Origin of the sequence: Noviherbaspirillum denitrificans, assembly GCF_002211445.1 — a bacterium.
GTDB lineage: Bacteria > Pseudomonadota > Gammaproteobacteria > Burkholderiales > Burkholderiaceae_D > Noviherbaspirillum > Noviherbaspirillum denitrificans.
In genome coordinates, this window is sequence record NZ_LSTO01000001.1 from 4,655,120 (window position 1) to 4,679,228 (window position 24,109).

At 62.6% G+C, this 24,109-nt stretch carries 23 protein-coding genes; 6 read left to right on the plus strand and 17 right to left on the minus strand.

What is annotated here, in order from left to right; translation table 11 throughout:
- On the plus strand, positions 1 to 819 hold an 819-nt coding region (locus tag AYR66_RS22580; protein WP_088710004.1), incomplete at its 5' end, for an electron transfer flavoprotein subunit alpha/FixB family protein.
- Between the two features lies 1 nt (position 820).
- On the opposite strand, the gene AYR66_RS22585 is transcribed toward AYR66_RS22580, so the two are convergent.
- Complete coding sequence (locus tag AYR66_RS22585; protein ID WP_088709380.1) at positions 821 to 2,533, minus strand: methyl-accepting chemotaxis protein; 1,713 nt, start codon at positions 2,531 to 2,533, stop codon at positions 821 to 823.
- A 258-nt stretch (positions 2,534 to 2,791) separates the two neighbouring features.
- Positions 2,792 to 3,130: a hypothetical protein gene (locus AYR66_RS22590; RefSeq protein WP_088709381.1), complete on the minus strand. Its 339-nt coding sequence runs from the start codon at positions 3,128 to 3,130 to the stop codon at positions 2,792 to 2,794.
- Between the two features lie 382 nt (positions 3,131 to 3,512).
- Between AYR66_RS22590 and AYR66_RS22595 the strand changes: the two genes are divergently transcribed.
- From AYR66_RS22595 to AYR66_RS22605, 3 genes are all read left to right on the plus strand, one after another.
- Entirely contained in the window at positions 3,513 to 3,713 is a 201-nt protein-coding gene (locus AYR66_RS22595; RefSeq protein ID WP_088709382.1) for a CsbD family protein, read from the plus strand.
- A gap of 71 nt (positions 3,714 to 3,784) precedes the next feature.
- Entirely contained in the window at positions 3,785 to 4,030 is a 246-nt protein-coding gene (locus AYR66_RS22600) for a DUF2188 domain-containing protein (protein WP_088709383.1), read from the plus strand.
- Positions 4,031 to 4,120: 90 nt separating this feature from the next.
- Positions 4,121 to 4,390, plus strand: a complete 270-nt coding sequence (locus tag AYR66_RS22605; protein WP_088709384.1) for a GlsB/YeaQ/YmgE family stress response membrane protein — start codon at positions 4,121 to 4,123, stop codon at positions 4,388 to 4,390.
- A gap of 93 nt (positions 4,391 to 4,483) precedes the next feature.
- Here AYR66_RS22605 and AYR66_RS22610 read toward each other — a convergent pair whose 3' ends face one another.
- Together AYR66_RS22610 and AYR66_RS22615 are read right to left on the minus strand one after the other, a co-directional pair.
- Positions 4,484 to 5,764: an NAD(P)/FAD-dependent oxidoreductase gene (locus AYR66_RS22610; protein ID WP_088709385.1), complete on the minus strand. Its 1,281-nt coding sequence runs from the start codon at positions 5,762 to 5,764 to the stop codon at positions 4,484 to 4,486.
- 54 nt (positions 5,765 to 5,818) lie between these two features.
- A complete protein-coding gene (locus AYR66_RS22615; RefSeq protein ID WP_170942244.1) occupies positions 5,819 to 6,604 on the minus strand; it encodes an HAD family hydrolase in 786 nt (261 codons plus the stop codon).
- Between the two features lie 130 nt (positions 6,605 to 6,734).
- Here AYR66_RS22615 and AYR66_RS22620 point away from each other — a divergent pair, with 130 nt between their 5' ends.
- Positions 6,735 to 7,700 (plus strand): LysR family transcriptional regulator, encoded by a 966-nt coding sequence (locus tag AYR66_RS22620; protein ID WP_088709387.1) that lies wholly within the window; start codon positions 6,735 to 6,737, stop codon positions 7,698 to 7,700.
- Positions 7,701 to 7,737: 37 nt separating this feature from the next.
- Here AYR66_RS22620 and AYR66_RS22625 read toward each other — a convergent pair whose 3' ends face one another.
- The 6 genes from AYR66_RS22625 to AYR66_RS22650 all read right to left on the minus strand — a co-directional run bounded on the left by AYR66_RS22625 (position 7,738) and on the right by AYR66_RS22650 (position 13,709).
- The gene (locus tag AYR66_RS22625) at positions 7,738 to 8,244 is read right to left on the minus strand and encodes a septal ring lytic transglycosylase RlpA family protein (protein ID WP_234814983.1); all 507 of its coding nucleotides are present in this window, start codon (positions 8,242 to 8,244) and stop codon (positions 7,738 to 7,740) included.
- 97 nt (positions 8,245 to 8,341) lie between these two features.
- On the minus strand, positions 8,342 to 10,051 hold the full coding sequence (locus tag AYR66_RS22630) for a long-chain-fatty-acid--CoA ligase (protein ID WP_088709388.1): 1,710 nt from the start codon (positions 10,049 to 10,051) through the stop codon (positions 8,342 to 8,344).
- A 93-nt stretch (positions 10,052 to 10,144) separates the two neighbouring features.
- On the minus strand, positions 10,145 to 10,903 hold the full coding sequence (locus AYR66_RS22635) for an SDR family oxidoreductase (protein ID WP_088709389.1): 759 nt from the start codon (positions 10,901 to 10,903) through the stop codon (positions 10,145 to 10,147).
- A gap of 54 nt (positions 10,904 to 10,957) precedes the next feature.
- Positions 10,958 to 12,169, minus strand: coding sequence for an acyl-CoA dehydrogenase family protein (locus AYR66_RS22640; RefSeq protein WP_088709390.1), 1,212 nt, complete (start codon positions 12,167 to 12,169; stop codon positions 10,958 to 10,960).
- Positions 12,170 to 12,223: 54 nt separating this feature from the next.
- On the minus strand, positions 12,224 to 12,994 hold the full coding sequence (locus tag AYR66_RS22645; RefSeq protein WP_088709391.1) for an SDR family oxidoreductase: 771 nt from the start codon (positions 12,992 to 12,994) through the stop codon (positions 12,224 to 12,226).
- Between the two features lie 7 nt (positions 12,995 to 13,001).
- Positions 13,002 to 13,709, minus strand: coding sequence for a histidine phosphatase family protein (locus AYR66_RS22650; protein WP_088709392.1), 708 nt, complete (start codon positions 13,707 to 13,709; stop codon positions 13,002 to 13,004).
- 97 nt (positions 13,710 to 13,806) lie between these two features.
- On the opposite strand from AYR66_RS22650, the gene AYR66_RS22655 reads away from it, so the two are divergent.
- Complete coding sequence (locus tag AYR66_RS22655; RefSeq protein WP_088709393.1) at positions 13,807 to 14,715, plus strand: LysR family transcriptional regulator; 909 nt, start codon at positions 13,807 to 13,809, stop codon at positions 14,713 to 14,715.
- On the opposite strand, the gene AYR66_RS22660 is transcribed toward AYR66_RS22655, so the two are convergent.
- The 7 genes from AYR66_RS22660 to AYR66_RS22690 all read right to left on the minus strand — a co-directional run bounded on the left by AYR66_RS22660 (position 14,712) and on the right by AYR66_RS22690 (position 24,034).
- Entirely contained in the window at positions 14,712 to 16,334 is a 1,623-nt protein-coding gene (locus AYR66_RS22660) for a methyl-accepting chemotaxis protein (protein ID WP_234814984.1), read from the minus strand. The two genes, AYR66_RS22655 and AYR66_RS22660, sit on opposite strands and share 4 nt — an antisense overlap.
- Before the next feature lie 136 nt (positions 16,335 to 16,470).
- Positions 16,471 to 17,865, minus strand: coding sequence for a class II fumarate hydratase (gene fumC, locus AYR66_RS22665; protein ID WP_088709394.1), 1,395 nt, complete (start codon positions 17,863 to 17,865; stop codon positions 16,471 to 16,473).
- Between the two features lie 78 nt (positions 17,866 to 17,943).
- A complete protein-coding gene (locus AYR66_RS22670) occupies positions 17,944 to 18,606 on the minus strand; it encodes a DUF599 domain-containing protein (RefSeq protein ID WP_234814985.1) in 663 nt (220 codons plus the stop codon).
- Between the two features lie 31 nt (positions 18,607 to 18,637).
- Positions 18,638 to 21,541 carry a bifunctional diguanylate cyclase/phosphodiesterase gene (locus tag AYR66_RS22675; RefSeq protein ID WP_088709395.1) on the minus strand — a complete coding sequence of 968 codons (2,904 nt, stop codon included), beginning with the start codon at positions 21,539 to 21,541 and terminating at the stop codon, positions 18,638 to 18,640.
- Between the two features lie 167 nt (positions 21,542 to 21,708).
- Positions 21,709 to 22,050, minus strand: a complete 342-nt coding sequence (locus AYR66_RS22680; protein ID WP_088710008.1) for a DUF3579 domain-containing protein — start codon at positions 22,048 to 22,050, stop codon at positions 21,709 to 21,711.
- 290 nt (positions 22,051 to 22,340) lie between these two features.
- Positions 22,341 to 23,297 carry a CobD/CbiB family protein gene (locus AYR66_RS22685; RefSeq protein WP_088709396.1) on the minus strand — a complete coding sequence of 319 codons (957 nt, stop codon included), beginning with the start codon at positions 23,295 to 23,297 and terminating at the stop codon, positions 22,341 to 22,343.
- Positions 23,298 to 23,365: 68 nt separating this feature from the next.
- Positions 23,366 to 24,034 (minus strand): CoA pyrophosphatase, encoded by a 669-nt coding sequence (locus AYR66_RS22690; RefSeq protein ID WP_088710009.1) that lies wholly within the window; start codon positions 24,032 to 24,034, stop codon positions 23,366 to 23,368.
- Between the last annotated feature and the right edge of the window lie 75 nt (positions 24,035 to 24,109).

Genomic DNA, 24,109 nt, shown 5'->3' on the forward strand with positions numbered 1-24,109 from the left:
TACAACGCCGGCGGCGCCGCCGAAGCTGCATCGAAGATCGCCGGCGTCTCCAAGGTGCTGCTGGCCGACGCCGCGCACTTCGCCGACGGCCTCGCCGAAAACATCGCCGACCAGGCGCTGGCGATTGCCGGCAGCTACTCGCACATCCTGGCCCCCGCCACCGCCTACGGCAAAAACATCCTGCCGCGCGTGGCCGCCAAGCTGGATGTCGGCCAGGTCTCCGAAATCACCAAGGTCGTGTCCGCCGACACCTTCGAGCGCCCGATCTACGCCGGTAACGCCATCGCCACCGTGCAATCGAGCGACAGCGTGAAGGTCATCACCGTGCGCACCACCGGTTTCGACGCTGCTGCCACCGGCGGCAATGCTGCAGTGGAAACGATTTCCGCCGTCGCTGATGGCGGCAAGTCGGCCTTCGTGTCGCGCGAACTGGCCAAGTCCGATCGTCCGGAACTGACCGCCGCCAAGGTGATCGTGTCCGGCGGCCGTGGCATGGGCTCGGGCGAAAACTTCAAGATCCTGGAACCGCTGGCCGACAAGCTGGGTGCGGCCATGGGCGCGTCGCGCGCTGCAGTGGATGCCGGTTTCGTGCCGAACGACTGGCAGGTCGGCCAGACCGGCAAGATCGTGGCGCCGCAGCTGTACATCGCCGTCGGTATCTCGGGCGCGATCCAGCACCTGGCCGGCATGAAGGACTCGAAGACCATCGTCGCCATCAACAAGGATCCGGAAGCACCGATCTTCTCGGTGGCCGACTACGGCATCGTGGGCGACCTGTTCGAAGTCGTACCGCAGCTGGTCGACACGCTACACGCCTGAATCAGAACTCTTCCCAGTCGTCGTTACTACCGGAACGCACCGTCGCAAGCTGGCGCGCAGGTTGGGACTTCACCGCAGGCACCGATGCTTTCGGTGCTGCCTTCGGGACCGGCGCCCTGACCGGCGCAGGCGCAACTGCTGCCACCGGTGCCGGCGCCGCCATGCCGTTCACCTTGAACACGCTCACCACATGCGCAAGGCCCGCTGCGCGGTCTTGCAACGATGATGCCGCCGCAGCCGCCTGCTCCACCAGCGCCGCATTCTGCTGCGTGACTTCATCCATCTGGTTGATGGCCTGGTTGACTTGCTGGATGCCGTCGGTCTGTTCCTTGCTGGCTACCGAGATCTCGCCCATGATGTCGGTCACGCGCTTGACGCTCTCGACGATCTCCTTCATCGTCGCGCCCGCCTGGTCGACCAGCTTGGCGCCGGTATCCACCTTCTCCACGGAATCGTCGATCAGCTCCTTGATCTCCTTGGCCGCGGCCGCCGAACGCTGCGCGAGCTGGCGCACTTCGGTGGCAACGACGGCGAAGCCCTTGCCCTGCTCGCCCGCGCGCGCCGCCTCGACCGCGGCATTCAGCGCCAGGATGTTGGTCTGGAAGGCGATGCTGTCGATCACGCTGATGATGTCGACGATCTTCTTCGCCGATTCGTTGATCGAGCCCATGGTCTGCACCACTTCGGCGACCACCGTGCCACCCTTGACCGCCACCTCAGATGCCGAGGCGGCGAGCTGGTTGGCCTGGTAGGCGCTGTCGGCGTTTTGCTTCACGGTCGAGGTCAGTTCTTCCATCGAGGAAGCGGTTTCCTCGAGCGAGCTGGCCTGGGTTTCGGTGCGGGCCGACAGGTCGAGATTGCCGGCGGCGATCTGGCGCGACGCGGTGGCGATGGTTTCGGTGCCGCCGCGCACTTCGGTGACGATGCGCACCAGGCTCTGGTTCATGTCCTTGAGGGCCTGCAGGAGCTGTCCGGTTTCGTCCGCACTAGTGACCGTGATCTCGCGCGTGAGGTCCCCGCCTGCGACGGCCCTCGCCACGCCTACCGCATCTGCCAGCGGCCGGGCGATAGCGCGCAGCAGCCACATGCAGATCACCGCGCCGATGACGACAGCCAGCAGCATGCCCGCGATACACGCATTGCGCACGAAGTAGTAGGTGGCCTCGTTGCGGTGATAGTCCTTCTTCGCGGTGTCTTCCTGGTATTGCATGAGCTTGTTGGTCGCAGCATGCACGGGCGCGGCGAGTTCGTTCATGGGGCCGCGCATCAACTGCGTGGCCTTGGCGATGTCGTTGGCGCGCAATGCGGCGACGGCGGGCTTGAGGCCTTCGCTGACGAACTTCTGGCGGGCCGCCACGAACTGAGCCGCAACGCCCTTTTCTTCCTCGGAGATCTCATCGCGCATGTCGACCATCAGCTGGTCCCAGCGGCGGTTGATTTCCTCGATGCGCTTTTCGACGCCGTCCATTTCACGCGCGATGCCCTCGGGGCTGTCTGTCAGCGACTGCGCGATGGCGAGCTGGTTGCGGTCGATCAGGCGGATGATTTCGTCGAGGCCGCCCATCGGCACCAGGCGGTGCTCGTAGGTGATATGCAGGGTTTCATTGGATGCGTGGAGGTTGGTCAGCCCGACGACCGCTCCCGAAACGCACATGAGGGAGAGAAATCCGACCACGAAAACCAGCCGGAATTTGATGCTGAGATTCCTGAACATGCCCACACCCGTATTTATTGTTGATTGATATCAATATTGCTGAGACTAAATATTGTCTCACGGAAATACCTTGATATCGATCAAGCTTGTGGATGACCGCAATATCGGGTCAGCGCAAGGTGTGTTTAGGAATTCGGGATGCTTGGCGGGGCAATACTGACACAGCCATTTCGGTGTCATTCCGGACGGCGAAAGCGGCCTGCCCTCCCGGCGCTTCAGGGAGAAGGCCGGAAAGGCTGGCGGGAGGCATGACGCGAATCAGTGAAAGTGGCTGGGCTGGCCGCCACTGGGGGGCTGCTGCTCTGCCGGCGGTGCCTTGGGCTTGCCCTGGGCATCGCTGAGGCGATACTTGGTGCGGCGGTCACCCATCAGGTCACGCAATTCGCGAATGCTCATGCCTGTGGTTTCATGCATGCGGATCAGCAGCGAAGCGCCGATCGGCAGGCGGCGATGGCGGATCTTGCTGATCACCGGCGGGGCGACCTCAAGCATGCGCGACAAAGCCGCATCGTTCTTCAGATTCATCCTTTCGAGCAAGGTATCCAGAAGACGATTGGGATCGTAGCTTTCCTGGCTCGACAGCGCGTGTTCGGTCATGATTGGCTCCTGATAAAAAAACAACTCATCGTACTTAGGTGTAACAAATGACACCTTGACTTCAATTAAGTTTCCAAAAACAACAGAAATTCGCGATTTTTTTCTTGCCGGGGGTGAGCATCCACTCCCTTGTCCATCCGCACCGGCAATCTTTCCACCGCATACAGTTGCTTCCAGATGTCCGCTGTATTGTTTTCAAATGCACTGGAACATTTACAACCAGGCACTGCGAAATTTCGCGCTGTAGCCTGTAGCAGCCTGTTTACATGCAATCCGGCGATGTGAATTGAATGGAAACACGTTCCTACAGTATAGGCACAGGATTTGCACCTTGTCTCGGGCACAACCCTCAACATTTCCCTTTTGAAAAAAGGAGATTGTCATGAATTGGGATACCGTCGCAGGGAACTGGACACAGTTCAAAGGAAAAGTGAAGGAACAGTGGGGCAAGCTCACTGACGATGAGCTGGACATGATCGCCGGGCAACGCGACCAGCTGATCGGGAAGATCCAGGAAGCCTACGGCATCGGCCGGGATGAAGCCGAGCGCCAGATGGAAGGCTTTGAACGGACGCTGCACTGAACCACTTCCACCAATTCCCCTCTTACCTACCCGTCCCCGGACGACGGAGCACCAGGCAAGGAGATGCCGACATGGGATTCGATCAGCAAGGGCCTTTGGTCATCTGCGTGTCACCCGGCCTGAACGGCAGGTGGGATGTGTCGGAAAAGGGGCAGGACGTGCCGCTCGCATCGTTTGACGATAAGGAGGATGCCTATGCGTATGCCACACAACTGACGAAATCCAAGCAAGACGCGACCGTGCTGATCGAGGATGAGGAAGGCTTTTCGCCTCTCCCGGCCGAGGACAAGGATGCCATGCGGCGGCCGCGCAGCTGACTGGGACATGCACCACCCAGTCCGTGATGAACCAATCCCCAGGCAGTCAGTCTATTGATGTAGTCATTTTGTCAAGACAGGAGGACAACCATGAACTTCATTATCTGGATCGTAGTAGGCGGTATTCTCGGCTGGCTCGCCAGCCTCGTAATGCGTACGGACGCCAGCCAGGGTCTGTTGCTCAACATAATCGTCGGTATCGTCGGCGCACTGCTGGGCGGGTGGCTGCTCGCCCCGCTGTTCGGCACAGGCACCATCAACCAGAACGACTTCAGCATCTCCTCGCTGCTGGTGTCGTTCCTGGGCGCGGTGATCCTGCTGGCCATCGTGAACCTGCTGCGCCGCGGCACGCCACGCTAAACGCGATACTGATGCCGGCTCGCACGCCGGCCTAAAAAAACAGGCGCGAATCTTTCGGGATTCGCGCCTGTTTTGCTTTGCGGGGCACCTGCCTCAGTGCAGCTTCACCGGCGGCGTAATCTTCCCCCGGATCCAGTGCGCCACCGACTGCGCGGCCATGCGCATGAAGCCATGCAAAGCCATCACATGCTTCTGGTACATCAGCCGGTACAGAAGGCGCGCGGCAAGGCCGCCCACCAGCATTTCGCGCTTGTTCGCACCACCGATCAGCACACCCATCGCAGCGAAGGGCCCGAGCGACACCACCGAGCCGTAATCCCGGTAGCGGAATGCCGGCACCTTGACCCCTGCCCGGCGTACCAGCACATCCGCCAGGTACACCGCCTGCTGGTGCGCCGCCTGCGCCCGGGGTGGTACGGCGCCGTTGTCCGGGCACACATAGCTTGCGCAGTCGCCGATCGCGAAGACCGACGGGTCGGCTTCCGCGCGCAGTTCCGGCGTCACCACGATCTGCCTGATGCGGTTCTGCGCCAGTCCCAGCGTCGAGCAGATGGCAGGCGCCTCCACACCGGCGGCCCAAACGGTAATGTCCGACGGATGCCGCACACCCGCGCTGTCGACCACCGCGTCCGCTTCGACGCGGGCGACCGTGGTATCGGTGCACACCTCGATGCCAAGCCGCCGCAGGTAACGCGCGGCACGCCCCGAGAGCCGCTTGTTCAGCTGTGGCAGCAGGCGGTCTCCGCGCTCGATGATGCTGATGCGCACGTCGCGCGCCGGGTCGAGCGTATGCACGTTGTAGCGCGCCAGCGTACGCACCGTATGGCACAGTTCGCCCGCCAGTTCGATGCCGGTGGCGCCGCCGCCCACGATCACGATGTTCACCGCCGCGCGCCGGCTGCTCGCCTGCATGCAGCTGGCGAGGAAACGCTTGCGGAAGAACTCCGCGTCCTGCACGTTATCGAGCGTCAGCGAGTGCTGTTCCGCTCCCGGGATGTTGAAGAAGTTGGTGACCGCGCCGCAGGAAAGAACGAGCTTGTCGTACTGCAGGCTGCGCGGAGGAAGCAGTTCGGCGCCGTCGTCGCCGCGCCAGGAACCGATATCGAGGGTGCGGCTGTCGCGGTCCACGCGCAGCACTTCACCGCAGATGAACTGGAAGCCGTGGTCGGCCGCCTGGGCGGCGTACTCGACCTGGTGCACCTGCGGGTCGAGCTTGCCTGCCGCAACGGTATGCAGCAAAGGCTTCCAGAAATGGGTCGGGTAACGGTCGACAAGAACGATCCGTGCACGGCCGCTCTTGCCCAGGCTGTCGCCCAGACGTGTGGCTAGCTCAAGTCCGCCGGCACCTCCTCCTACAATGGCAATGGTTTCCATGTTGCGCCTCCTGGCAATTTGAAATTCGGATGAAAGTCATGATCTGCAAAAACGTCAGGCCGCTACCGGCATCGGTTTCGCCACTACAGGCATGGCGGTCCGGCCCGTCTTGAAGGCGCGCAGCGCATCGAACGTAACGAAGCGTTCGGGGCGCACCCTCGGCGTATTCCTGCGTTCAATCATGTCGCGCAGCTCCTGCATCTGCGGACACCAGATGTCCGCGCCGGTAATGCGCGCAATGTCCTTTTCGTAGGGCGTGACAGCCATGGTCCAGATGCCTGAACGCCTTGCCGCATTCAGACCCGGCACAGCCGAGTCGATCGCGACACAGCTGCCCGCCTCCACGCCCATCGTGCGCAGCGCGAGGTCGTAGGGCCCGTTACCTTCATCCGCCGCGAAATCCGCGCCACAAACCACCAGCGAGAAAATATTGGTGACCGCATTACCGAACGCGCAATCCAGCAGCGCAGTAGCCGTCTGCACCGGCATGTCGGTCACCACCGCGATCTTGCATCCGCTTTCCAGCGCATCCGCCATCAGTTGCGCGCAGCCGGAGCTGCGTACCGGCTGTCCCGCCAGGACAATGTCGTGGAAGCGGCGATTCTTCTCTGTTGCAAGGCGGACGACACGCGTATCACCCGCGTTCATCGACATGCGTTCGGCGATGGCGTTCATCACGTTCGCCGTGCCATGCACGCGTGCTGCGGCACGCAGCTGCGGCAACGACCATTGCAGGTCCAGGCCGCACGCGTCGAACGCCGCATTGCATGCGCGCAGCTGCGCCTCTTCCGTATCAAAAATCACGCCGTCGAGTGCAAGTGTGACCGCTTCGATGCCCATTCTTTTCCACCTGAAAAAGTGCACCGTCATCCTGCGCCGGCGCTGTTTGTTGTCCCGTTGGCTGTTAATATAAGCGCAAGCCATTTAAAAGAAAAATTAATTTTTCTGCATAATTGATAAGGAATTGCTTATGCATCTCGCCAGCTTCAAACAGTTGCAGGCCCTGCTGATGGTCGCCCGGCACGAGAGCGTTTCACGTGCTGCAGACGCATTGCACGTGACGCAACCGGCGGTGTCGCTGCAGCTGCGCATGCTGGAGGAAGCGGCGGGCACGTCGCTCACGCGCAAGGTGGGCCGCGGCATCCAGTTAACCGCGGCGGGCGAGGTGATGGCGGAGTTCGCGGAGCGCATCCTGCGCCTGTGGGATGAGGCGGTCGACGAAGTCGCCGCGCTCAAGGGCGTGATCTCCGGCACCTTGCGCATCGGTGCCGTCACCACGGCGGAATACCTGCTGCCACCCATGCTGGTGCAGTTCACCACCGCACGGCCCGACGTGCGCATCAAGCTGCAGGTCGGCAACCGCAACGAGATCGTGAACATGCTGGGCAGGCACGAGATCGACCTCGCCATCATGGGTACGCCGCCTCGGGAATTTCGCACCAATGCAGCGCCCTTCGCGCGCCATCCAATGGCCTTCGTCGCCAGTCCGAAACACCCGCTGATGCAGAAGAAGAAGTTGACGCTGGCCGACATCATGGAGGTCAACCTGCTGGTGCGCGAGCGCGGTTCGGGTACGCGCACGGCGATCGAAAGGCTGTTCAAGGAATCGGGCTATCCGCTGCGCATCGGCTCCGAGCTATCGAGCAACGAGGCAATCAAGCGGATGGTGGTGGCTGGTCTTGGCGTAGCCTTCCTGTCGGTGCATGCTTGCACGCTGGAGTTCGAGGCGGGACTCATGCGCATGCTGCCCATGGCGGAAAACCCGGTCGAGGCAGACTGGTATGTGATGCACCTGGCCGACCAGCATATCCCGACGGTTGCGGCGGCCTTCCAGGACTTCGTGATCGAGAGCGGGCAGGAAGTGGTGATGCGGCAGCTGGAGGCGTTCCACCGGGATGCGGCGAAGCTTCGGACTGCCGGAAAGAAGGGACGGTAATGCAGGCTGTGTTCCGGCGACCGGCGAGAGAACCCGCCTACTGCCCCGAACTCAACTCCACGCTTTTCCCGGCCACTACTGACTTGCCGCCTTCGGGGGGCAATTCAATCGGCCGGACCTCGACCAGTGCCACGCCATCCTTCTTCATGTCGAGCTTCTCCGCCGTCTTCGGGGTCAGGTCGACAATGCGCCCGCCGACATAGGGCCCGCGGTCACGTATCTCGACGACTTCGCTCTTGCCATTTTCAAGATTCGTGACGATGGCCCTGGTTCCAAGCGGAAGCGTCCTGCTTGCGGCATGGTTCGAGTTGGGATCCATCGGCGTGCCGTCGGCCATTTTGCGGCCGTGGAATTTCTTCGCGTAGAAGGACGCCTTGCCCTTGCGCGGCTTGCCGGAACGATCGAGCTGCTGTTTCTTTGTTGAGCTTGCGGTGGAGGTTGTCTCGCCCTTTGAAGGTGCCTGTGCCCAAGTAGGTGCAGCGATGCACAGTGCCAAAGCGAAAACCACCGCGCTGCGACATTTTTTCTTCATATCCTGCTCCATGCGAGCTGTCACAACTTCGGTGTGCCCCTTCCTGCATGCAACAGGAGGGGCTTGTCAGTTCGATTATGGGCGAGCGGGAAAGGTTCTTGGCAACTTGTTACGCAATGTTTCGCTTCTGCGCTTCCTCGTCGTACAGTTCCTTCTTCGACAGCTTGCCGACCGGCGTGCGCGGCAACTGCGCGCGGATGTCCATGGCCTGCACCATTTCGTGCTTTCCGAGGCGACGCTTGAGGAAGGTCTTCAACTCTTCCAGCGTGAACGGCGCGGCGCCGGGCTTGAGCACGATGAAGGCTTTCGGCGATTCGCCACGGTAGTCGTCGTGCACGCCGATCACCGTCACCTCCGACACCGACGGATGCTCGTAGATCGCTTCCTCGATGACGCGCGGGTACACGTTGTAGCCGCCGCACAGGATCATGTCCTTGGTGCGGTCGACGATGAACACGAAGCCGTCCTCGTCCATCCATGCCACGTCGCCGGTGCGGAAGAAGCCATCCTTCGTCATCGATGCCGCCGTCGCGTCGGGATTCTTCCAGTAACCCTTCATCACGTTCGGCCCCTTGATGCACATCTCGCCGCGTTCGCCTCGCGGCACTTCGACGGAAGGATCATCGACATCGACGAACTTCAGCGTGACCCCGACCGTGGGCATTCCGCAGGAGCCGACCTTCTGCATGCCGTACACCGGTGTGAAAGTGCCGGTGGGCGAAGTCTCGGTCATGCCCCAGCCTTCGACCAGGCAGCACCCGGTCAGGTGCTGGAAGCGCTGGTTCACTTCCACCGGCAGCGGCGCGCCGCCGGAACCGCAGAACTTGAGCGCGCTGAGGTCGTGGTTTTCGATGCCGGGATAGTTGATGATCGCGGTGTACATGGTCGGCACGCCGGGGAAGATGGTGATCTTCTTCGCGGCGAGGTCGCGCACCACGGTGTCGATGTCGAAGCGGGTATGCAGCACCAGCTCCGCGCCCATGCGGATGCCGAACAACATGTTCACGGTCAGCGCATAAATGTGGAACAGCGGCAGCACCGCAAGGACGCGCTCGCTGCCCTCTTCCAGCACGCGATTCTCGCCGCCGGTGATGGCGCACAGCTGGCTGACTGCCGTGGTCAAGTTGGCGTGCGTGAGCATCGCGCCCTTGGGCAGGCCGGTGGTGCCGCCGGTGTACTGCAGCACGGCGATGGTGTTGTCGACATCGGAAATCGGATACGACTTGTACTTGCCGTCGTTGTCGAGCAGGCGGGCGAAAGGGACATGGTCCGCGTCATCAGTCGTCGGCGCCAGATCGCCTGCCTTGAGCATATGCGCATGCACTGCCTCTGGATTTCCGCTCATCTCGCCGATGCCGCCGATAACCAGCTTCTTCAGGCGGGTCGTACCGAGCAGGCGGTCCATCTGCGGGTACAACAGCTTGAGGTCGAGCGTGACGATGATGTCGGTCTCGCTGTCATCGACCTTGTGCTCCAGCACACGCTCTGCATCGAGCGGCGAGTAATTGACGACGGTGCCGCCGGCACGCAGCACACCGAGGAAACTGATCACATAGTGCGGCGTATTGGGCAGGTAGAGGCCGACATGCACGCCCGGCTTGACGCCCAATGCCTGGAAGCCCTTCGCTGCGCGGTTGACCAGGTCCTGCAGCTCGCCATACGTAAAGCGCCTGCCCATGAAATCGATTGCCGCATTGCCGGGCCATTTTTCAGCGGCATCGTCGAGCAGCTGCGACACCGGCAAGGTGGGCAGTTCGGCATCCCAGCGGATGCCCGCCGGATAGGATTTGATCCAGGGGAAGGTCGTATTGCGCTTCATGTCTGTCTCTTTCTTTTTTATAAAACGACACCGCCCCGGACCGGATGAGCTGTCCTCATCCGGAGCCGGGGCGGCGGGTTGGAATAGTTTTTTTCAAATCGCTGTCAGTCCGCCATCCACTGCAAGTTGATGGCCGGTCACGAAGGACGCCGCGTCGGAGCACAGCCAGACGGCTGCATTGGCAATCTCTTCCGCTTCGCCGAGGCGGCCGATCGGGTGCAGGTTCACGATGCTCTTCTCGCGCCGCGGTTCGCGCTCCAGTGCCCTTTCCAGCATCTGCGTGCGGATGATGCCCGGACACACCGAGTTGACGCGGATGCCCGCCTTGCCGTACTCGGCGGCGGCAGTCTTGGTCAGGCCGACCACTGCATGCTTGCTCGCGGTATAGGCAGGCATGAGCGGCGCGCCGACCAGGCCGGCGACCGAGGCGGTGTTGACGATGGCGCCGCCGCCCTGCTTGAGCATCTGGCGGATCTCGTGCTTCATGCACAGCCACACGCCCTTGACGTTGACGCTCATGAGGCGGTCGAAGGTTTCCTCGTCCGCTTCCGCCAGCGGCAGGTGTTCGATCTCGATGCCGGCGTTGTTGAATGCGCAGTCGAGACGGCCCCAGCGCGCGACAATGCCGGCGACCATGGCTTCGACCTGCGCGGATTTCGATATATCGGTTTGCGTGAACGCCGCTTCGCCGCCCGCCTGCGCGATCAGCGCGACGGTTTCTTCGCCGCCTTTTGCATCGATATCGACCACCGCCACGCGCGCGCCTTCACGCGCGAATGCGAGAGCCGCCGCGCGGCCGATGCCTCCTGCTGCGCCGGTCACGAGGACCGACTTGCCTGCAAATGTACCCATGTCACTCCTTTCCGTTGAGCGCCGCCGCGCTGCTCGTGCGGCGGCGCCTGCGGCTTATTTGTATTTCTTCAGCTCCAGCTTGCCGATCTGGTTGCGGTGGACTTCATCCGGACCGTCGGCGATGCGCAGCGAACGCGCGCTCGCATAGCTGTGCGCCAAGACCGGATCGGCCATGCCGCCGCCGCCGTGCGCCTGGATGGCCCAGTCGATCACCTGGCAAGCCATGTTCGGTGCTGCGACCTTGATCATACCGATTTCCTTGAGCGCGGCCTTGTTGCCGACGCGATCCATCATGTCGGCCGCATTGAGCACCAGGAAGCGTGCCTGGTCGATCAGGATGCGCGACTGGGCGATGCGTTCCAGCGTGACGGTCTGCTCCGCCACCGGCTTGCCGAAGGCGACACGGCTCAGCGTGCGCTTGCACATCTTTTCCAGCGCGCGCTCGGCCATGCCGATCAGGCGCATGCAGTGGTGGATACGGCCGGGCCCGAGGCGGCCCTGCGCGATTTCGAAGCCGCGGCCTTCGCCGAGAAGGATGTTCTTGACCGGCACGCGCACGTTTTCGAACAGGGTCTCGCCGTGGCCATGCGGCGCGTCGTCGAAGCCGAACACCGGCAGGTGGCGCACGATGGAGACGCCGGGGGTGTCGCGCGGCACGACGATCATCGACTGCTGCTTGTGCTTCTCGGCAGTCGGGTCGGTCTTGCCCATGAAGATGAAGACCTTGCAGCGCGGATCGTTGGCGCCCGAGGACCACCACTTTCGGCCGTTGATCACGTACTCGTCGCCGTCGCGCTCGATGCGCGCTTCGATGTTGGTCGCGTCAGAAGAAGCGACGGCCGGTTCGGTCATCGCGAAGCAGGAACGGATCTCGCCGTTCAGCAGCGGCTTGAGCCATTGCTCCTTCAGCTCTTCGCTGGCGTAGCGCTCCAGGGTTTCCATGTTGCCGGTGTCCGGCGCGGAGCAGTTGAAGACTTCGGCGGACCACGGGGCACGCCCCATGATTTCGCACAGCGGCGCGTATTCGAGGTTGGTCAGGCCGGCGCCATTCTTGGACTCCGGCAGGAACAGGTTCCACAGGCCGGCGGCCTTGGCCTTGTCCTTCAGTTCTTCCATGACCTTGGTCGGGATCCAGGCATTGCCCTTCTCGCGGTTGGCGTCGATCTCCTTGTGGAACCGGTCTTCGTTCGGATAGACGTGTTCATCCATGAACGCGTTGAGGCGCTTTTGCAGGTCCTTGACTTTGTCGCTGTACTGGAAGTCCATGTGTTGCTCCATGAAAGTGTGCGCGGGCGCACGCGGGGGTTGGGATTGTTTTGTTCAGCCGAGCAGGTAGCCGCCGTCGACGTTGATGCAGGTGCCGGTGGTGTAGCTCGATGCATTGGATGCGAGGTAGAGCACCGCACCGGCCATCTCGTCGGGCTGCGCGACGCGGCGCATCGGAACGTGCGGCATCATGCGGTTGAGCACGGCCGGGTCCTGCACCAGCGCGGCAGCGAACTTGGTGTCGGTGGCGCCGGGCAGCAGCGCGTTCACGCGCACGCCGGACTGCGCGCATTCCTTCGCGAAGGCATGGGTCATGGAAATGACTGCCGCCTTGGTGATCGAGTAGATGCCCTGCATGTCGCCGGGGATCACGCCGTTGACGGAGGCGACGTTGATGATGCTGCCGCCGCCATTCTTCTTCATCAGCTTCGCGCCGTGCACGGACGCATAGAAGTAGCCGCGGATATTGACGTCGACCGTCTTCTGGAAGGACGACACGTCGGTCTCCAGGATGTGGCCGAAATACGGATTGGTCGCCGCATTGTTGACCACAATATCCAAACGACCGTGCTTATTTTCGATCGCGGAAAACAGGGCTTCGATCTGTGCCATCTCGCCGATGTGGCAGGCGATGGCTTCAGCGGAACCGCCTTCTTCGCGAATGGCAGCCACGACGGATTCGCAGCCTTCCAGCTTGCGGCTGGAGACGATGACGTGTGCGCCGTAGGCAGCGAGGGTTTTGGCGATCGATTCGCCGATGCCGCGGCTGGCGCCGGTGACGAGGGCGATCTTGCCGGAGAGGTCGAACAGGTTTGCGTTGGTCATGCCATTCCTAGCGGTAAGTGATGGATTCGGGCTGGCCCAGCCATTCGAGGTGGGCGTAGTTGTTCAGGTAGCTCAGGCTCACGCGGCCCGGCTGATAGAAGAGCTTGGTCATCGCGCAATTGACCAGCGTCCAGTTCAGTTCCGCGACCTGGCGGTCGGAGAGGCCGAGCAGGTGCTGGCAGATAGTCGAGATGGTGCCGCCGGACGTGAAGACGATGATGTTCTGCGACTTGTCCGCGCCCTCGACCAGGCGCTGCAGGGCGCCGACGCAGCGTGCCTGGAAGGCCGGCCACGGCTCGCGGTAATCGCCGTCGTACTGGCCGCTCATCCAGCGCGACATTGCCGCCTGGAAGATGTCCTGGAATGCGTACTTGGCCTGCGGGCTGGAGGCGAGGAAGCGCTTCACTTCTTCGGGATCCTCGAACTCCGGGCGGTGGCGCACCATCACCTCGTGGTGGTCGTACTCGTCGAAGCCGGGATCGGTCACCCAGTCGGTATCGATGCGATGCGCCTTCGGCAGCTGCGCGAGGCAGGCATCGGCAGTCTGGCGGTGGCGCTTCAGGCTGCCGGTGACGACACGGTTGAATTTCTGGCGGGAATTGGCAAACCACTCGCCCAGCAGGCGCGCCTGCTCCATGCCAAGGTCGGACAACTGGTCATAGTTCGCGCTGCCGAACGATGCCTGCCCGTGGCGGACGAGATAGATTTGCCCCATATGCCTTCCCCTGCCCAAGATTTTCGCGTTGTGGGAAGCATATCGCCGGGGTTAGAATCGATCAAATGAATAGTTATTATCTTATTCGATAAATGCCATGCATATTTCCCGCGTCGACCTGAACCTCTTTACCGTCTTCGAGGCGATCTATACCGAGGGCAGCGTCACGCGCGCGAGCCAGAAGCTGAACCTGACGCAGCCGGCAATCAGCCATGCGCTCGGGCGGCTGCGGCAGATGTTCGACGACCCCTTATTTGTGCGGCAAGGCCACGCGATGGTCTCGACGCCATTGGCGCGCAGCATCATCGACCCGATCCGCAACTCGCTGCGCAACCTGGAAGTCACCCTTAACGGCGTGCACGCCTTCGACCCGGCGACGGCCGAGAAGCGCTTCAATATTGCCGTACGTGATGTTTTGGAAGCAACGATCCTGCCGCCGCTGATGCTGCAGGTGCGCGAAAGCGCGCCGCTTGCAGAGGTGGCGGCCAGCCACGTGGAACGCCGCGAACTGCAGGGCGAACTGGCGAACGGCACGCTGGACGTGGCGATCGACGTGCTGCTGCCGCTGTCGAGCGACATCATGCACACCCGCATCTATCAGGATTCAACGGTGGTGGTGGCGCGTCAGGGGCATCCGGCAATCGACGGCGCAATCGACATCGGCACCTACCTGAACCAGGACCACATCCTCGCCAGTTCACGCCGCCGGGGGCCGGGGCTGCAGGATTTCGAGCTGAGTCGCTTCGGCATGGAGCGCCGCATCCGCCTGCGCTGCCAGCATTACTTCGCCGCCTGCCGGGTGGTCAGCCAGACCGACATGATCCTCACCATGCCCGGCCGCTACGCACGCATCGCCAACGAACAGTTCGGCAACCAGGTGCTGCCCTTCCCGCTCGAGATTCCGCCCTTCGATGTGTTCCTGTACTGGCACTCGAACGTCGACAACGATCCGGCGAACCGGTGGTTCCGGGAGAAGGTGATCGAGTCGTTGAGGGCAGTCGATTAAGCCTGCCGCAGCCTTGGTGCCGCAACTACAGGCTTGCGCGCAACCAACGGCGCGGCTGCCGCCGGAGCCGGTGCCGGACCGCTTGAGCGATAGCCCATGCGGAAGCCGCCCCAGTGCTTGCCGTTCACATAGATCGGTGCCGACAAGTCATGCATCACCTCGCCGGTATCGCGCTTGTAAGTCTGCAACAGGAAGGGCTTGGCGTTCGATCCGCAGCGTGAACCGGTGCGATCGCTGAAGATGCGCTTGGTGCGGTTGTTCACCAGGTCGGTATCGTAATTGCCGGTCAGCGGCTTCGAGAACTTGCGGTTGTGCGTCGGGAAGTAGCCGTTGTTGTCCACCGCGCCCGCATAAGCGATGTGCGGCATCTTTTCCAGGATCGGTTCCTGGATGGCCGGCAGCACGCGATCGGTGAAGGCATCGAATGACGTCTTGTGCTTGGGCGGATTGGTATTCGGAATCTGCGTGTACTTGCGGTCGAACAGCGCTGCTTCAGTGATCTGCCCGGAGGCGATCGCCTGCTCGAACAGCTTGCCGATCTCGGCCGCCGCCTGCTGCGCCACGAGGCGGATGTCGTCATGCGAGGTCTTCACGTTGGATGCGGTGGCGGCATCGAACAGGGTTTCGGCGCGGTCGTTGAGCATCATGGCCGACTTCGATGCCAGCGGCAGTTCTGCTTCCGTCGCCAGCATGCCGTCGCGGATGCGGGAAATCGCATCGGAGATGCGGCGCGTCGTCGCCACGTGTTCCCGCGAGGCGGCTGCAATCTCTTCGATTTCCTTCTGCGAGGCGCCGGCCAGGTGTTCGATATTGCCGAGAAAGCCGTGCACCTTCTCCACGTTCTGCGCCGCTTCCATCACTTTGCCGGTCAGCTCGCCCATGCCCACCGCGGCACGTTCGGCTTCTTCATTGATCTCGCGCACCATCACGCCGATGTCATGGGTGGCGGAAGTCGTGCGCTGCGCCAGCTGCCGCACCTCCCCGGCGACGACGGCGAAACCGCGTCCATGCTCGCCGGCGCGGGCGGCCTCGATCGCGGCGTTCAACGCCAGCAGGTTGGTGCGGGCGGCGATCTCGTTAATGACTTCGGTGATGCCGTGGATGCGGCGCGCCTTGTCCTGCAGCGTACCCATCATGCCGGACGCGTTCTGCGCATCCTGGCGGGCATTGCTGATCTGGCGCAGGCCCAGGTCTACCTCGGCGCGCCCCGACACGCTCTCGGCCCGCACGTCGGCTGCGACCCGGGAGGCGCGCTCCGCATTCGCGGCAATCTGCTCCGTGGCCTGCGCAGTCTGCTGCGCATCACCCACGATCTCTTGTGTCGTTTGCAAATCGGCATCGACCTTTTTCTTGATCGCGTCGACGAAATAGGAGGTTTCTGCCGCGCCGATCATCAGGTGGTCGATTTCTTCCCCCACCTTCTGGGCGAACACTTCGGTGCCCTGGCTGCCGCGCGAATGGAAAACCATGGTCACCGCAATGCCCGAAGCACAGGCAATGAAGGCGGCGACGAAGGGATTGACCGCAACACCGCCCAGCCACTCGAACGAGGCAAGCACGGCGCTGACAAGCATGGCGGCGGCAAGGAGCAGCAAATACCGAAGCAGTTGGGTACGCATCTCGAATTCTCCCGAAACATCTATTTTTGATGTTTCCATCCTAGTCCACGAAAGCCCGTTCGTTTCTCAAAAAATCTCTCAACGGGCCATGGGATGCGCAGCGATGCAGCCATTGGCAAAAAGCCATGCCTTCTTGTCACTCCGAGGGTCTGGTCATGTCTTCCGGACGGACCCAGCGGTCGAATTCCTCTTCCGTAACATAACCGTAGGCGAGCGCCGCTTCCTTGAGCGTCGTGCCTTCGCGATGCGCGCGCTTGGCGATCTGCGCCGCACGGTCATAGCCGATGTGGGGCGCCAGTGCGGTTACCAGCATGAGTGAGCGCTCCATCAGTTCGGCGATGCGCTCGCGGTTCGCTTCGATACCCTGCACGCAATGCGTGTCGAAGCTGCGCATGCCGTCGGCGAGCAGGCGCACACTTTGCAGGAAGTTGTGCGCAATCATCGGCTTGAATACGTTCAGCTCGAAGTTGCCCGACGCCCCGCCGACATTGATCGCGACATCGTTGCCGAACACCTGGCAGCAAAGCATGGTCACCGCCTCGCACTGCGTCGGGTTGACCTTGCCCGGCATGATGGAGCTGCCCGGCTCGTTTTCAGGAATACGAATTTCGCCCAGTCCCGAACGCGGTCCGGAAGCAAGCCAGCGCACGTCGTTGGCGATCTTCATCAGCGCTGCCGCGAGCGTCTTGAGGCCGCCATGCATGGCAACCATCGCATCATGCGTGGCAAGCGCCGCGAACTTGTTGGCCGCGCTGCGGAACGGCAGGCCGCGGCTGCTTTCCAGCTCGGCGCTGACGCGTTCGCCGAAGGCCGGATGCGTATTGAGGCCGGTACCCACCGCGGTGCCGCCGACGGCCAGTTCGCACAACGCGGGCAGCATGGCTTCGATCACCGAGCGCGCATGGTCGAGCTGCGCGACATAGCCGGAAAATTCCTGGCCCAGGGTCAGCGGCGTCGCGTCCTGCAGGTGGGTGCGTCCGATCTTCACGATGCCGGCGAACTCCACCGCCTTGCGTCCCAGCGACGCGCGCAACGCGTGCAAGGCGGGCATGAGGCGGTTGGCAATGGCGATGGCGGCCGCGACATGCATGGCCGTGGGGAAGATATCGTTGGACGACTGTCCGAGGTTGACATCGTCATTCGGATGCACAAGGCGCCCCTCCCCGCGCTCACCGCCAAGCAACTCCGACGCACGATTGGCCAGCACCTCGTTCATGTTCATGTTGCTCTGGGTGCCGGAACCGGTTTGCCACACGGATAGCGGGAACTCCCCGGGATGCTGTCCGGCGATCACTTCATCGGCCGCCCGGATGATGGCGCCGGCCTTGCCGGCATCGAGGCGCCCGAGATCGCGGTTGACCACCGCGCTGGCACGCTTGACGGCAGCCAGCGCATCCACGAGTTCGCGCGGCATGGTTTCCGAAGAGATGCTGAAGAATTCGCGCGAACGCTGCGTCTGCGCCCCCCACAGGCTGTGCGCCGGCACGTCGATGGGTCCGAAAGTATCGCGTTCTGTCCTGGTCTGATCCATGCCTCACCCCCATGTGTCGTGAAGTTTGATCGGCAACGCGGCGCCGCGTTCCACCAGGATTCACGGCAGAAACAGTGCTCAGCCTTCCTGTGAAAACGGACTGCGGTCGAGGTGATAGAGCGCCACCACGAGGCCCATGGTCGACAGCACCAGCAGGACCGGGCCGAACAGCCAGAATGCCAGCGGCACGGTGATGAAGTAGGCGCGCATGCCGACCGTATAGAAGGCGCCGGCCTGGTTCAGGCGCGCCGCCACGCGATCGGGGGACAGCGCGCCTTGCGCGGCGTCCGCCGGCAGGCTGACCATGAACACGACATGGTTGAGCACGCGCAGCGTCATGGCAAAGGCAAAGAAGGCGACCAGCAATGCGGTCAGCAGGCAAAGGATCTTGATGATCCACAGTTCCGGCGCCTTCGACCCGCCGGCATTGAGCACATGCCAGGTACGCGCGAGGCTTTCTGCCTGGCCGGACAGGGTGAGCGTGCCGATGATGAGCAGCACCGCCGAGGACGCCTTGAAAGTGGCCGCCATGCCGAAATTGCGCAGCGCCTGCACGGCCATGATGTCCTTGGAGCGGTCGCGCATGACCGCCTCCACCCACAGGGTGCGTGCCTTGTGGTTGACTGCCTGGACGGTGTAGTCCGGATCGCGCCGCACGCGCGAGAAGAGGAAGAGGTAATACGCGACGATCAGCATCACGCTGACGGCCACCGCGATGAAATCGAGCTGGAACGCGTTCAATCGGAATCCCTGGAGATGTTATCCCGCCATCTTACCGCGCCCCGGAAGCCTTGGGCGCCGCCTCATCTTCGACCACGAACAGCGTCTGGCGGCGCGGCATGGGCAGGCGGCGCCGGTCGCGCAGCAGGGCTGCGCATTCCCCTGCGGGCAGCGGCGGGCTGAAGAAATAGCCCTGCATGAAGTCGCAACCGTGGCGCTGCAGGTAGCCCAGCTGGGCTTCCGTCTCCACGCCTTCGGCGATCACTTTCAGCCGCAGGCTGTGCGCCAGCGAAATGATGGACAGCACGATCGCCGCATCGTCGGGGTCGATGGTGATATCGCGCACGAAGGACTGGTCGATCTTGAGCAGGTCGATCGGGAAGCGCCGCAGGTAGGACAGGCTGGAGTAACCGGTGCCGAAATCGTCGATCGACAGATACACGCCGATCGCCTTCAGCCTGCGCAGGATGCCGACTGCGTGCTCGACGTCGTTCATCATCATGCTTTCGGTCAGCTCCAGTTCCAGCAGGTGCGGCTCAATGCCTGTCTCGTCCAGGATCGATTCGATGGTCGATGCCAGGTCCTGCTGGTAGAACTGGCGCGCGGACAGGTTGACCGCCACGCGCACCTGGCCGTGGCCTGCTTGCAGCCACGCGACACTTTGCCGGCAGGCTTCGCGCAATACCCAGTTACCGATCGGCACGATCAATCCCATCTCTTCCGCGAGACCGATGAAGCGGGCCGGCGGCACCGCGCCGAGCACCGGATGCTGCCAGCGCACCAGTGCTTCCACACCCAGGATGTGCCCGGTGCCGAGGTCGACCTGGGGCTGGTAGTGCAGCACGAATTCGCCGCGGTCCAGCGCATTGCGCAAATCGCCTTCGAGGCGCAGCCGCTCCATCGCCTGCTGGTTCATGCACGCCGTATAGAACTGGAAGCTGTTGCGCCCGGTTTCCTTGGCGCGGTACATCGCAATGCCGGCATGCTTGATGAGCGTGTCGGCATCGCTGCCGTCGCCCGGGCACACCGCAATGCCGATGCAGCAGCCCATCACGAATTCGTAGCCCTCGATGACGATCGGCTGCGCCACGGCATCCATGATGCGCCTGACGACAGCCGGCGACAGGCTTTCGATGGCGCTTTCGGGCAGGATGATAACGAACTCGTCCGCACTGAGGCGGGCAATGGTGTCGGATTCGCGCGCCGCTTCACGCAGGCGCTGCGCAACGATGTTCAGCAACTGGTCGCCGGCACGGTGGCCAAGGGTATCGTTGACGAACTTGAAGCGGTCGAGGTTCAGGAACAGCACCCACACCGGATGCCCATAACGTTCCGCATACGCACTGGCCTGGCGCAGGCGGTCATGCAGCAGGTTGCGGTTGGCCAGCCCGGTCAGCGTGTCCCGGCTGGCCTGGAATTCCAGCTCGGCCTGGTAACGCCTCGTCGCGGTGATGTCGTAAAGCGCGACGACGAAATGCTTGACTTCATCCGATTCATCGCGCACCGGCGCGACGTAGGTATCGCTCCAGAACATGCGGCCGTCCTTGCCGTAATTGCGCAAGGTGGTGTGCGTTTCGCGCTTCTCGCGCGCGGCGGCGAGGATTTCCTGGATTTCCGGCTGGTCGCGATCTTTCGACCAGAGCAGGCTGCAGCTCCGCCCAAGCACATCGGCGGCGCTGTAGCCGGTGATGCGCTCGAAGGCCGGGTTGACGTATTCGATCGGATAGTTCGGCGGAACGGCGCTGGTGATGATGACGGCGTTGGCACTCGCATCGATCGCGCGCTGGCGCAGGCGCAGACCCTCCTCGGCGCGCTTGCGTGCGGCGATGTCATCGACCAGCAAGGCATTGGCATGCATCAGCTCCGCGGTGCGCTGTTCGACCAGCTTGTGGACGCGGCGCGAACGCGAAGCCAGCACCTGCACGAATGCCGCCAGCAGCATGCTGAACAGGACGCCGCCGACCAGCGTGTTGAGCGAGCCGTCATGTTTGCGGAAAAACGCTTCCGGCGCGGCTGAGATCATGACGCGCCATGTCCTGCCCGCCACATCGAAGTTGCGCACGATCTCGTCCGGCTGGTCGTAGAAGACCCAGCGCGGCAGCCAGGACGGCGTATCGGGTGTCATGGCCTGCACACCGGTGCGATACACCAGCGCGCGCTCATCCAGCGTGGCCGCGGCATACACACTGATGCCGATGCTTGCGTCGTCCAGCAATCCCTTGGCGCGAAGGATCTTGTCGACAAGACCGGCGGCATTGAACACCGCCGCGGTGTCGCCGACGGCCGCCGCACGCCGCTGCGCGATGGTTTCCAGTGGCATCCCATGGCGGTACACCGGCATGATCACGAGGAATCCGCGCAGCCCGCCATCGCCCTGCGCCAGGTTCACGATGCCGGTCGACGCCGCCTCGCCGGTGTCGACCGCATTGCCGGCTGCCGCGGCAACCTGCGCGTTGTGGGAGACATCGAGCCCGAACGCCACCTCGTTGCCGCGCATCGGTTCGATATAGTCGACAACCAGATGTTGGTCGCGCGGCTCGGCCGGCACCGGCTTGCCATCCTTCAGGCGCATCATGGCAAAGCCGGGAAACCGGCGGCGCATCTGCTCCTCGTAATCCTGCCGGCCGGCTTCGGTCACGATGCGATGGAAATTGAACGCCTGCAAGTATGGGTGGCGCTGCAGCAGGGGTTCCGTGAAGACGCGGAACTGCTCTCGGCTGACCGGTTCGACGGTGGCGAACAACTGGTTCAGGAACTTCAGTACGTCGACCGTTTCGGTCAGTTGCTGTCCAAGGGTGGCTGTGCGCAGACTGGCGCGCTGGTGGAAATCGAGTTCGACCTTGTCATGCTCGAGCCGACGCATGCCCACGAACAACGCTGTCGTCCCGGCCAAGCCGACGACCAGCGCGACGACAGCGGCGGCGGACAGGTTGAACGGCCAGCGGCTTCGCGGCATGGGGGCTCCGGTGGTACTTCCTGAATAACTGGTTGCGCTGCAAAGCGGCATTTCTTCGCGGGGGTGCGGCGAATTCCGCATAGGGTAACGCACTTGTTACCCTCAGGAAAGAGTGAACCGGAACTTCTGTTGTTTCGCTGCCTACGTAGGTTGCAGGGCGGAGATTGTCAGGCCTTTTTCTCGGCCGGTTCCGGCAGAAGGCAGGCGTCGACGATTTGCAGGTCGTTGTCCTTGGCGAAATTCAGGACGAAGTGATAGGCCATCGGCTCGATGTCGCGCAAGGCCTCGTTGACCACGACCGACTTCACGCCGCCAAGGACGGTCGGCCGTACGTACGGGGAATAGCGGAGGTGCGCGCCGGGCCCGCGCATGCCGTCGGGACGGAAGCAGGACATGACGCCGCAGAGACGCTCTGCCCAGTCGCTCGGCCGGAATTGCCTGCCGTTGCTGGTAAGACCCTGGATAAAGAACTCGCGGGCAACGGACTTGGGGGTGGTGGAATCGGCCATGTGTTCGGCTTCTTTCAGTGAGCGGTACGACTGCTTCCGTTCCGTTTCGTGTCGGCGAAGCGGCTGTTTCTTCTTGACACCATTATGAAGCGCCAAGCTTTCATTATTCTTGCATATTATATCTTATAGAAGACTTGAAGTGAAACAACATCTCGCAATGTGAAAAATGACAATATTGACGAAATGAACATCTCCCCTCTGAATCGTGGGCGCGAATGAAGAAAGGATAGACGCCGCCGGACGATTTTCCAGCGGAAGCTTCAAACAACGAGGGAAAATGAGGAAGGGCGTCAGCCCAGCCAGACGGCGAAGGACAGCAGCAGGAGCAGCAGCATCCACAGCAGCAAGGCACGCCAGACGAGGCCGACGGTGCTTTGCAGCGCGCGTACGGTCGCCTCTTCGCCGGGCGGCGTTTCCGCATCCATGGTGCCAGCGTCCACTGTTGCCGCATCCGCCAGCCGCAGGTCAGCCGCATTTTCGCGGGCACTGCCCAGGCGCAATCCCATTGCGCCGCCGCCGGCGCACAGGATGATGCCAATGGCTTCGTCCTGCCAGCGATGCGCAAAGTTGCGCCAGGCATAGATCGCATCTTCGAAATTGCCGACCACCGCAAACGCAATTGCGGTCAATCGCGCCGGGACCCAGTCGATCCAGTAGAAAGCACGCGTGGCGAAACGGCCGAACGGCTCGTTGCGCAGGTGCTCGGGTTCGTTCCAGGCACGTGCAAGATACTCGGAGACACGGTAAAGGATCGCGCCCGCCGGCCCGAAAGGCATGGCGAACCAGAAGAACACGCCAAACACGTTGCGATGGGTGGATATCAGCGCCGTCTCGACCGCCACCCGCGAAATATCGCTGACATTCATCCCGGTCGTATCCTGCCTGGTCCACTCCGCCAACAGGCTACGTGCGGTCGCCTCGTCGCCGCTGTTGAGCGCGAGCTGGATCGAGGTGAAGTAATGGCTGTAATGACGGAAGCCGAGGGTGAGGTAAACAATCAGGATGTTCCACGCGAGCGCGAGGAAGGGACTGATCTTCGCGCACAGCCAGTAGACCAGAAGCGTCGGCACCAGCAGCACGAGCATGGTCACGATCCAGGCCAGGCGCCCGTGGCTTTCCTGCCCAGCATTGAACGAAGCCTCCATCCGCGCCGCCAGCTGCTTGATCGCCGCATACATCGGATTGTCGGCACGCAGCGGCTTGAGTTGTTCGAACAGCAGGGCGAAAAGGATGGAAAGAAATGTCATCGGGTTATCGGTTCTGTCAGCTAGCCGTAACGATAACGCAGTGCAACGCGGGAATCAAACCGCGAAGATCAAGCGCGCAGGAAATGAAACAGGTTGCGCAGCATGCCCGCCGTCGCGCCCCAGATGAAGAAGCGGTCGTACGGCATCGCATAAAATGTGCGCTTCCCCATGCCGGGTGCTTCGATGCTGCGGCGCTGGTGGTTGGCGCCGTCTAGCAGGAAAGCGAGCGGCACCTCGAAGATCTCCGCGACCTCGAAAGGATCGGCGCGCAGGTCGAAAGGCGGCTGCACGAGTGCCACGACCGGCGTGACGCGGAAGCCGGTGCCGGTGAAATAGTCGGGCAGCGTGCCGAGCACGTCGATATGCCGGCGATGCAGCCCAACCTCTTCCTCGGTTTCGCGCAGAGCAGTTTCAATGGGAGAGGTATCGGCTTCATCAACCCGGCCGCCCGGCAGGCTGATCTGCCCGGCGTGGTCGTTGAGGTGCGCGGTGCGCTGGGTAAGGAGCATGGTCAGGCCATCGTCACGCACGACGATGGGAATCAGCACCGACGCCGGCGTCGGATCACCCTCCTGCTTGCGCATCAGCCTTTCCTCGAAGCGTTCCGGCTCCCAGACAGGAGGGCTGGCAAAGCGTTCGCGCAGCCAGGATTCGTTCAGCCGCTCCGGGTCAATGGCGGGTTCACCCGCCAGGGATTCAACGGGAAGTGCTTCGGGGTCGAAAAGCAGTTTGGACAAAAGACATTCCTCGGCGATGCAGATGGTGAAGCTTGATTCTAGCGTGATTGCGTCCGCCACTCACGACGCAGCGCA

Bases quoted from the DNA above. Each gene is read 5' to 3' on its own strand.
- AYR66_RS22585 (WP_088709380.1), bottom strand. From the start codon at position 2,533: ATGTTCAGGAATCTCAGCATCAAATTCCGGCTGGTTTTCGTGGTCGGA.
- AYR66_RS22590 (WP_088709381.1), bottom strand. From the start codon at position 3,130: ATGACCGAACACGCGCTGTCGAGCCAGGAAAGCTACGATCCCAATCGT.
- AYR66_RS22595 (WP_088709382.1), top strand. From the start codon at position 3,513: ATGAATTGGGATACCGTCGCAGGGAACTGGACACAGTTCAAAGGAAAA.
- AYR66_RS22600 (WP_088709383.1), top strand. From the start codon at position 3,785: ATGGGATTCGATCAGCAAGGGCCTTTGGTCATCTGCGTGTCACCCGGC.
- AYR66_RS22605 (WP_088709384.1), top strand. From the start codon at position 4,121: ATGAACTTCATTATCTGGATCGTAGTAGGCGGTATTCTCGGCTGGCTC.
- AYR66_RS22610 (WP_088709385.1), bottom strand. From the start codon at position 5,764: ATGGAAACCATTGCCATTGTAGGAGGAGGTGCCGGCGGACTTGAGCTA.
- AYR66_RS22615 (WP_170942244.1), bottom strand. From the start codon at position 6,604: ATGGGCATCGAAGCGGTCACACTTGCACTCGACGGCGTGATTTTTGAT.
- AYR66_RS22620 (WP_088709387.1), top strand. From the start codon at position 6,735: ATGCATCTCGCCAGCTTCAAACAGTTGCAGGCCCTGCTGATGGTCGCC.
- AYR66_RS22625 (WP_234814983.1), bottom strand. From the start codon at position 8,244: ATGGAGCAGGATATGAAGAAAAAATGTCGCAGCGCGGTGGTTTTCGCT.
- AYR66_RS22630 (WP_088709388.1), bottom strand. From the start codon at position 10,051: ATGAAGCGCAATACGACCTTCCCCTGGATCAAATCCTATCCGGCGGGC.
- AYR66_RS22635 (WP_088709389.1), bottom strand. From the start codon at position 10,903: ATGGGTACATTTGCAGGCAAGTCGGTCCTCGTGACCGGCGCAGCAGGA.
- AYR66_RS22640 (WP_088709390.1), bottom strand. From the start codon at position 12,169: ATGGACTTCCAGTACAGCGACAAAGTCAAGGACCTGCAAAAGCGCCTC.
- AYR66_RS22645 (WP_088709391.1), bottom strand. From the start codon at position 12,994: ATGACCAACGCAAACCTGTTCGACCTCTCCGGCAAGATCGCCCTCGTC.
- AYR66_RS22650 (WP_088709392.1), bottom strand. From the start codon at position 13,709: ATGGGGCAAATCTATCTCGTCCGCCACGGGCAGGCATCGTTCGGCAGC.
- AYR66_RS22655 (WP_088709393.1), top strand. From the start codon at position 13,807: ATGCATATTTCCCGCGTCGACCTGAACCTCTTTACCGTCTTCGAGGCG.
- AYR66_RS22660 (WP_234814984.1), bottom strand. From the start codon at position 16,334: ATGCGTACCCAACTGCTTCGGTATTTGCTGCTCCTTGCCGCCGCCATG.
- fumC (WP_088709394.1), bottom strand. From the start codon at position 17,865: ATGGATCAGACCAGGACAGAACGCGATACTTTCGGACCCATCGACGTG.
- AYR66_RS22675 (WP_088709395.1), bottom strand. From the start codon at position 21,541: ATGCCGCGAAGCCGCTGGCCGTTCAACCTGTCCGCCGCCGCTGTCGTC.
- AYR66_RS22680 (WP_088710008.1), bottom strand. From the start codon at position 22,050: ATGGCCGATTCCACCACCCCCAAGTCCGTTGCCCGCGAGTTCTTTATC.
- AYR66_RS22685 (WP_088709396.1), bottom strand. From the start codon at position 23,297: ATGACATTTCTTTCCATCCTTTTCGCCCTGCTGTTCGAACAACTCAAG.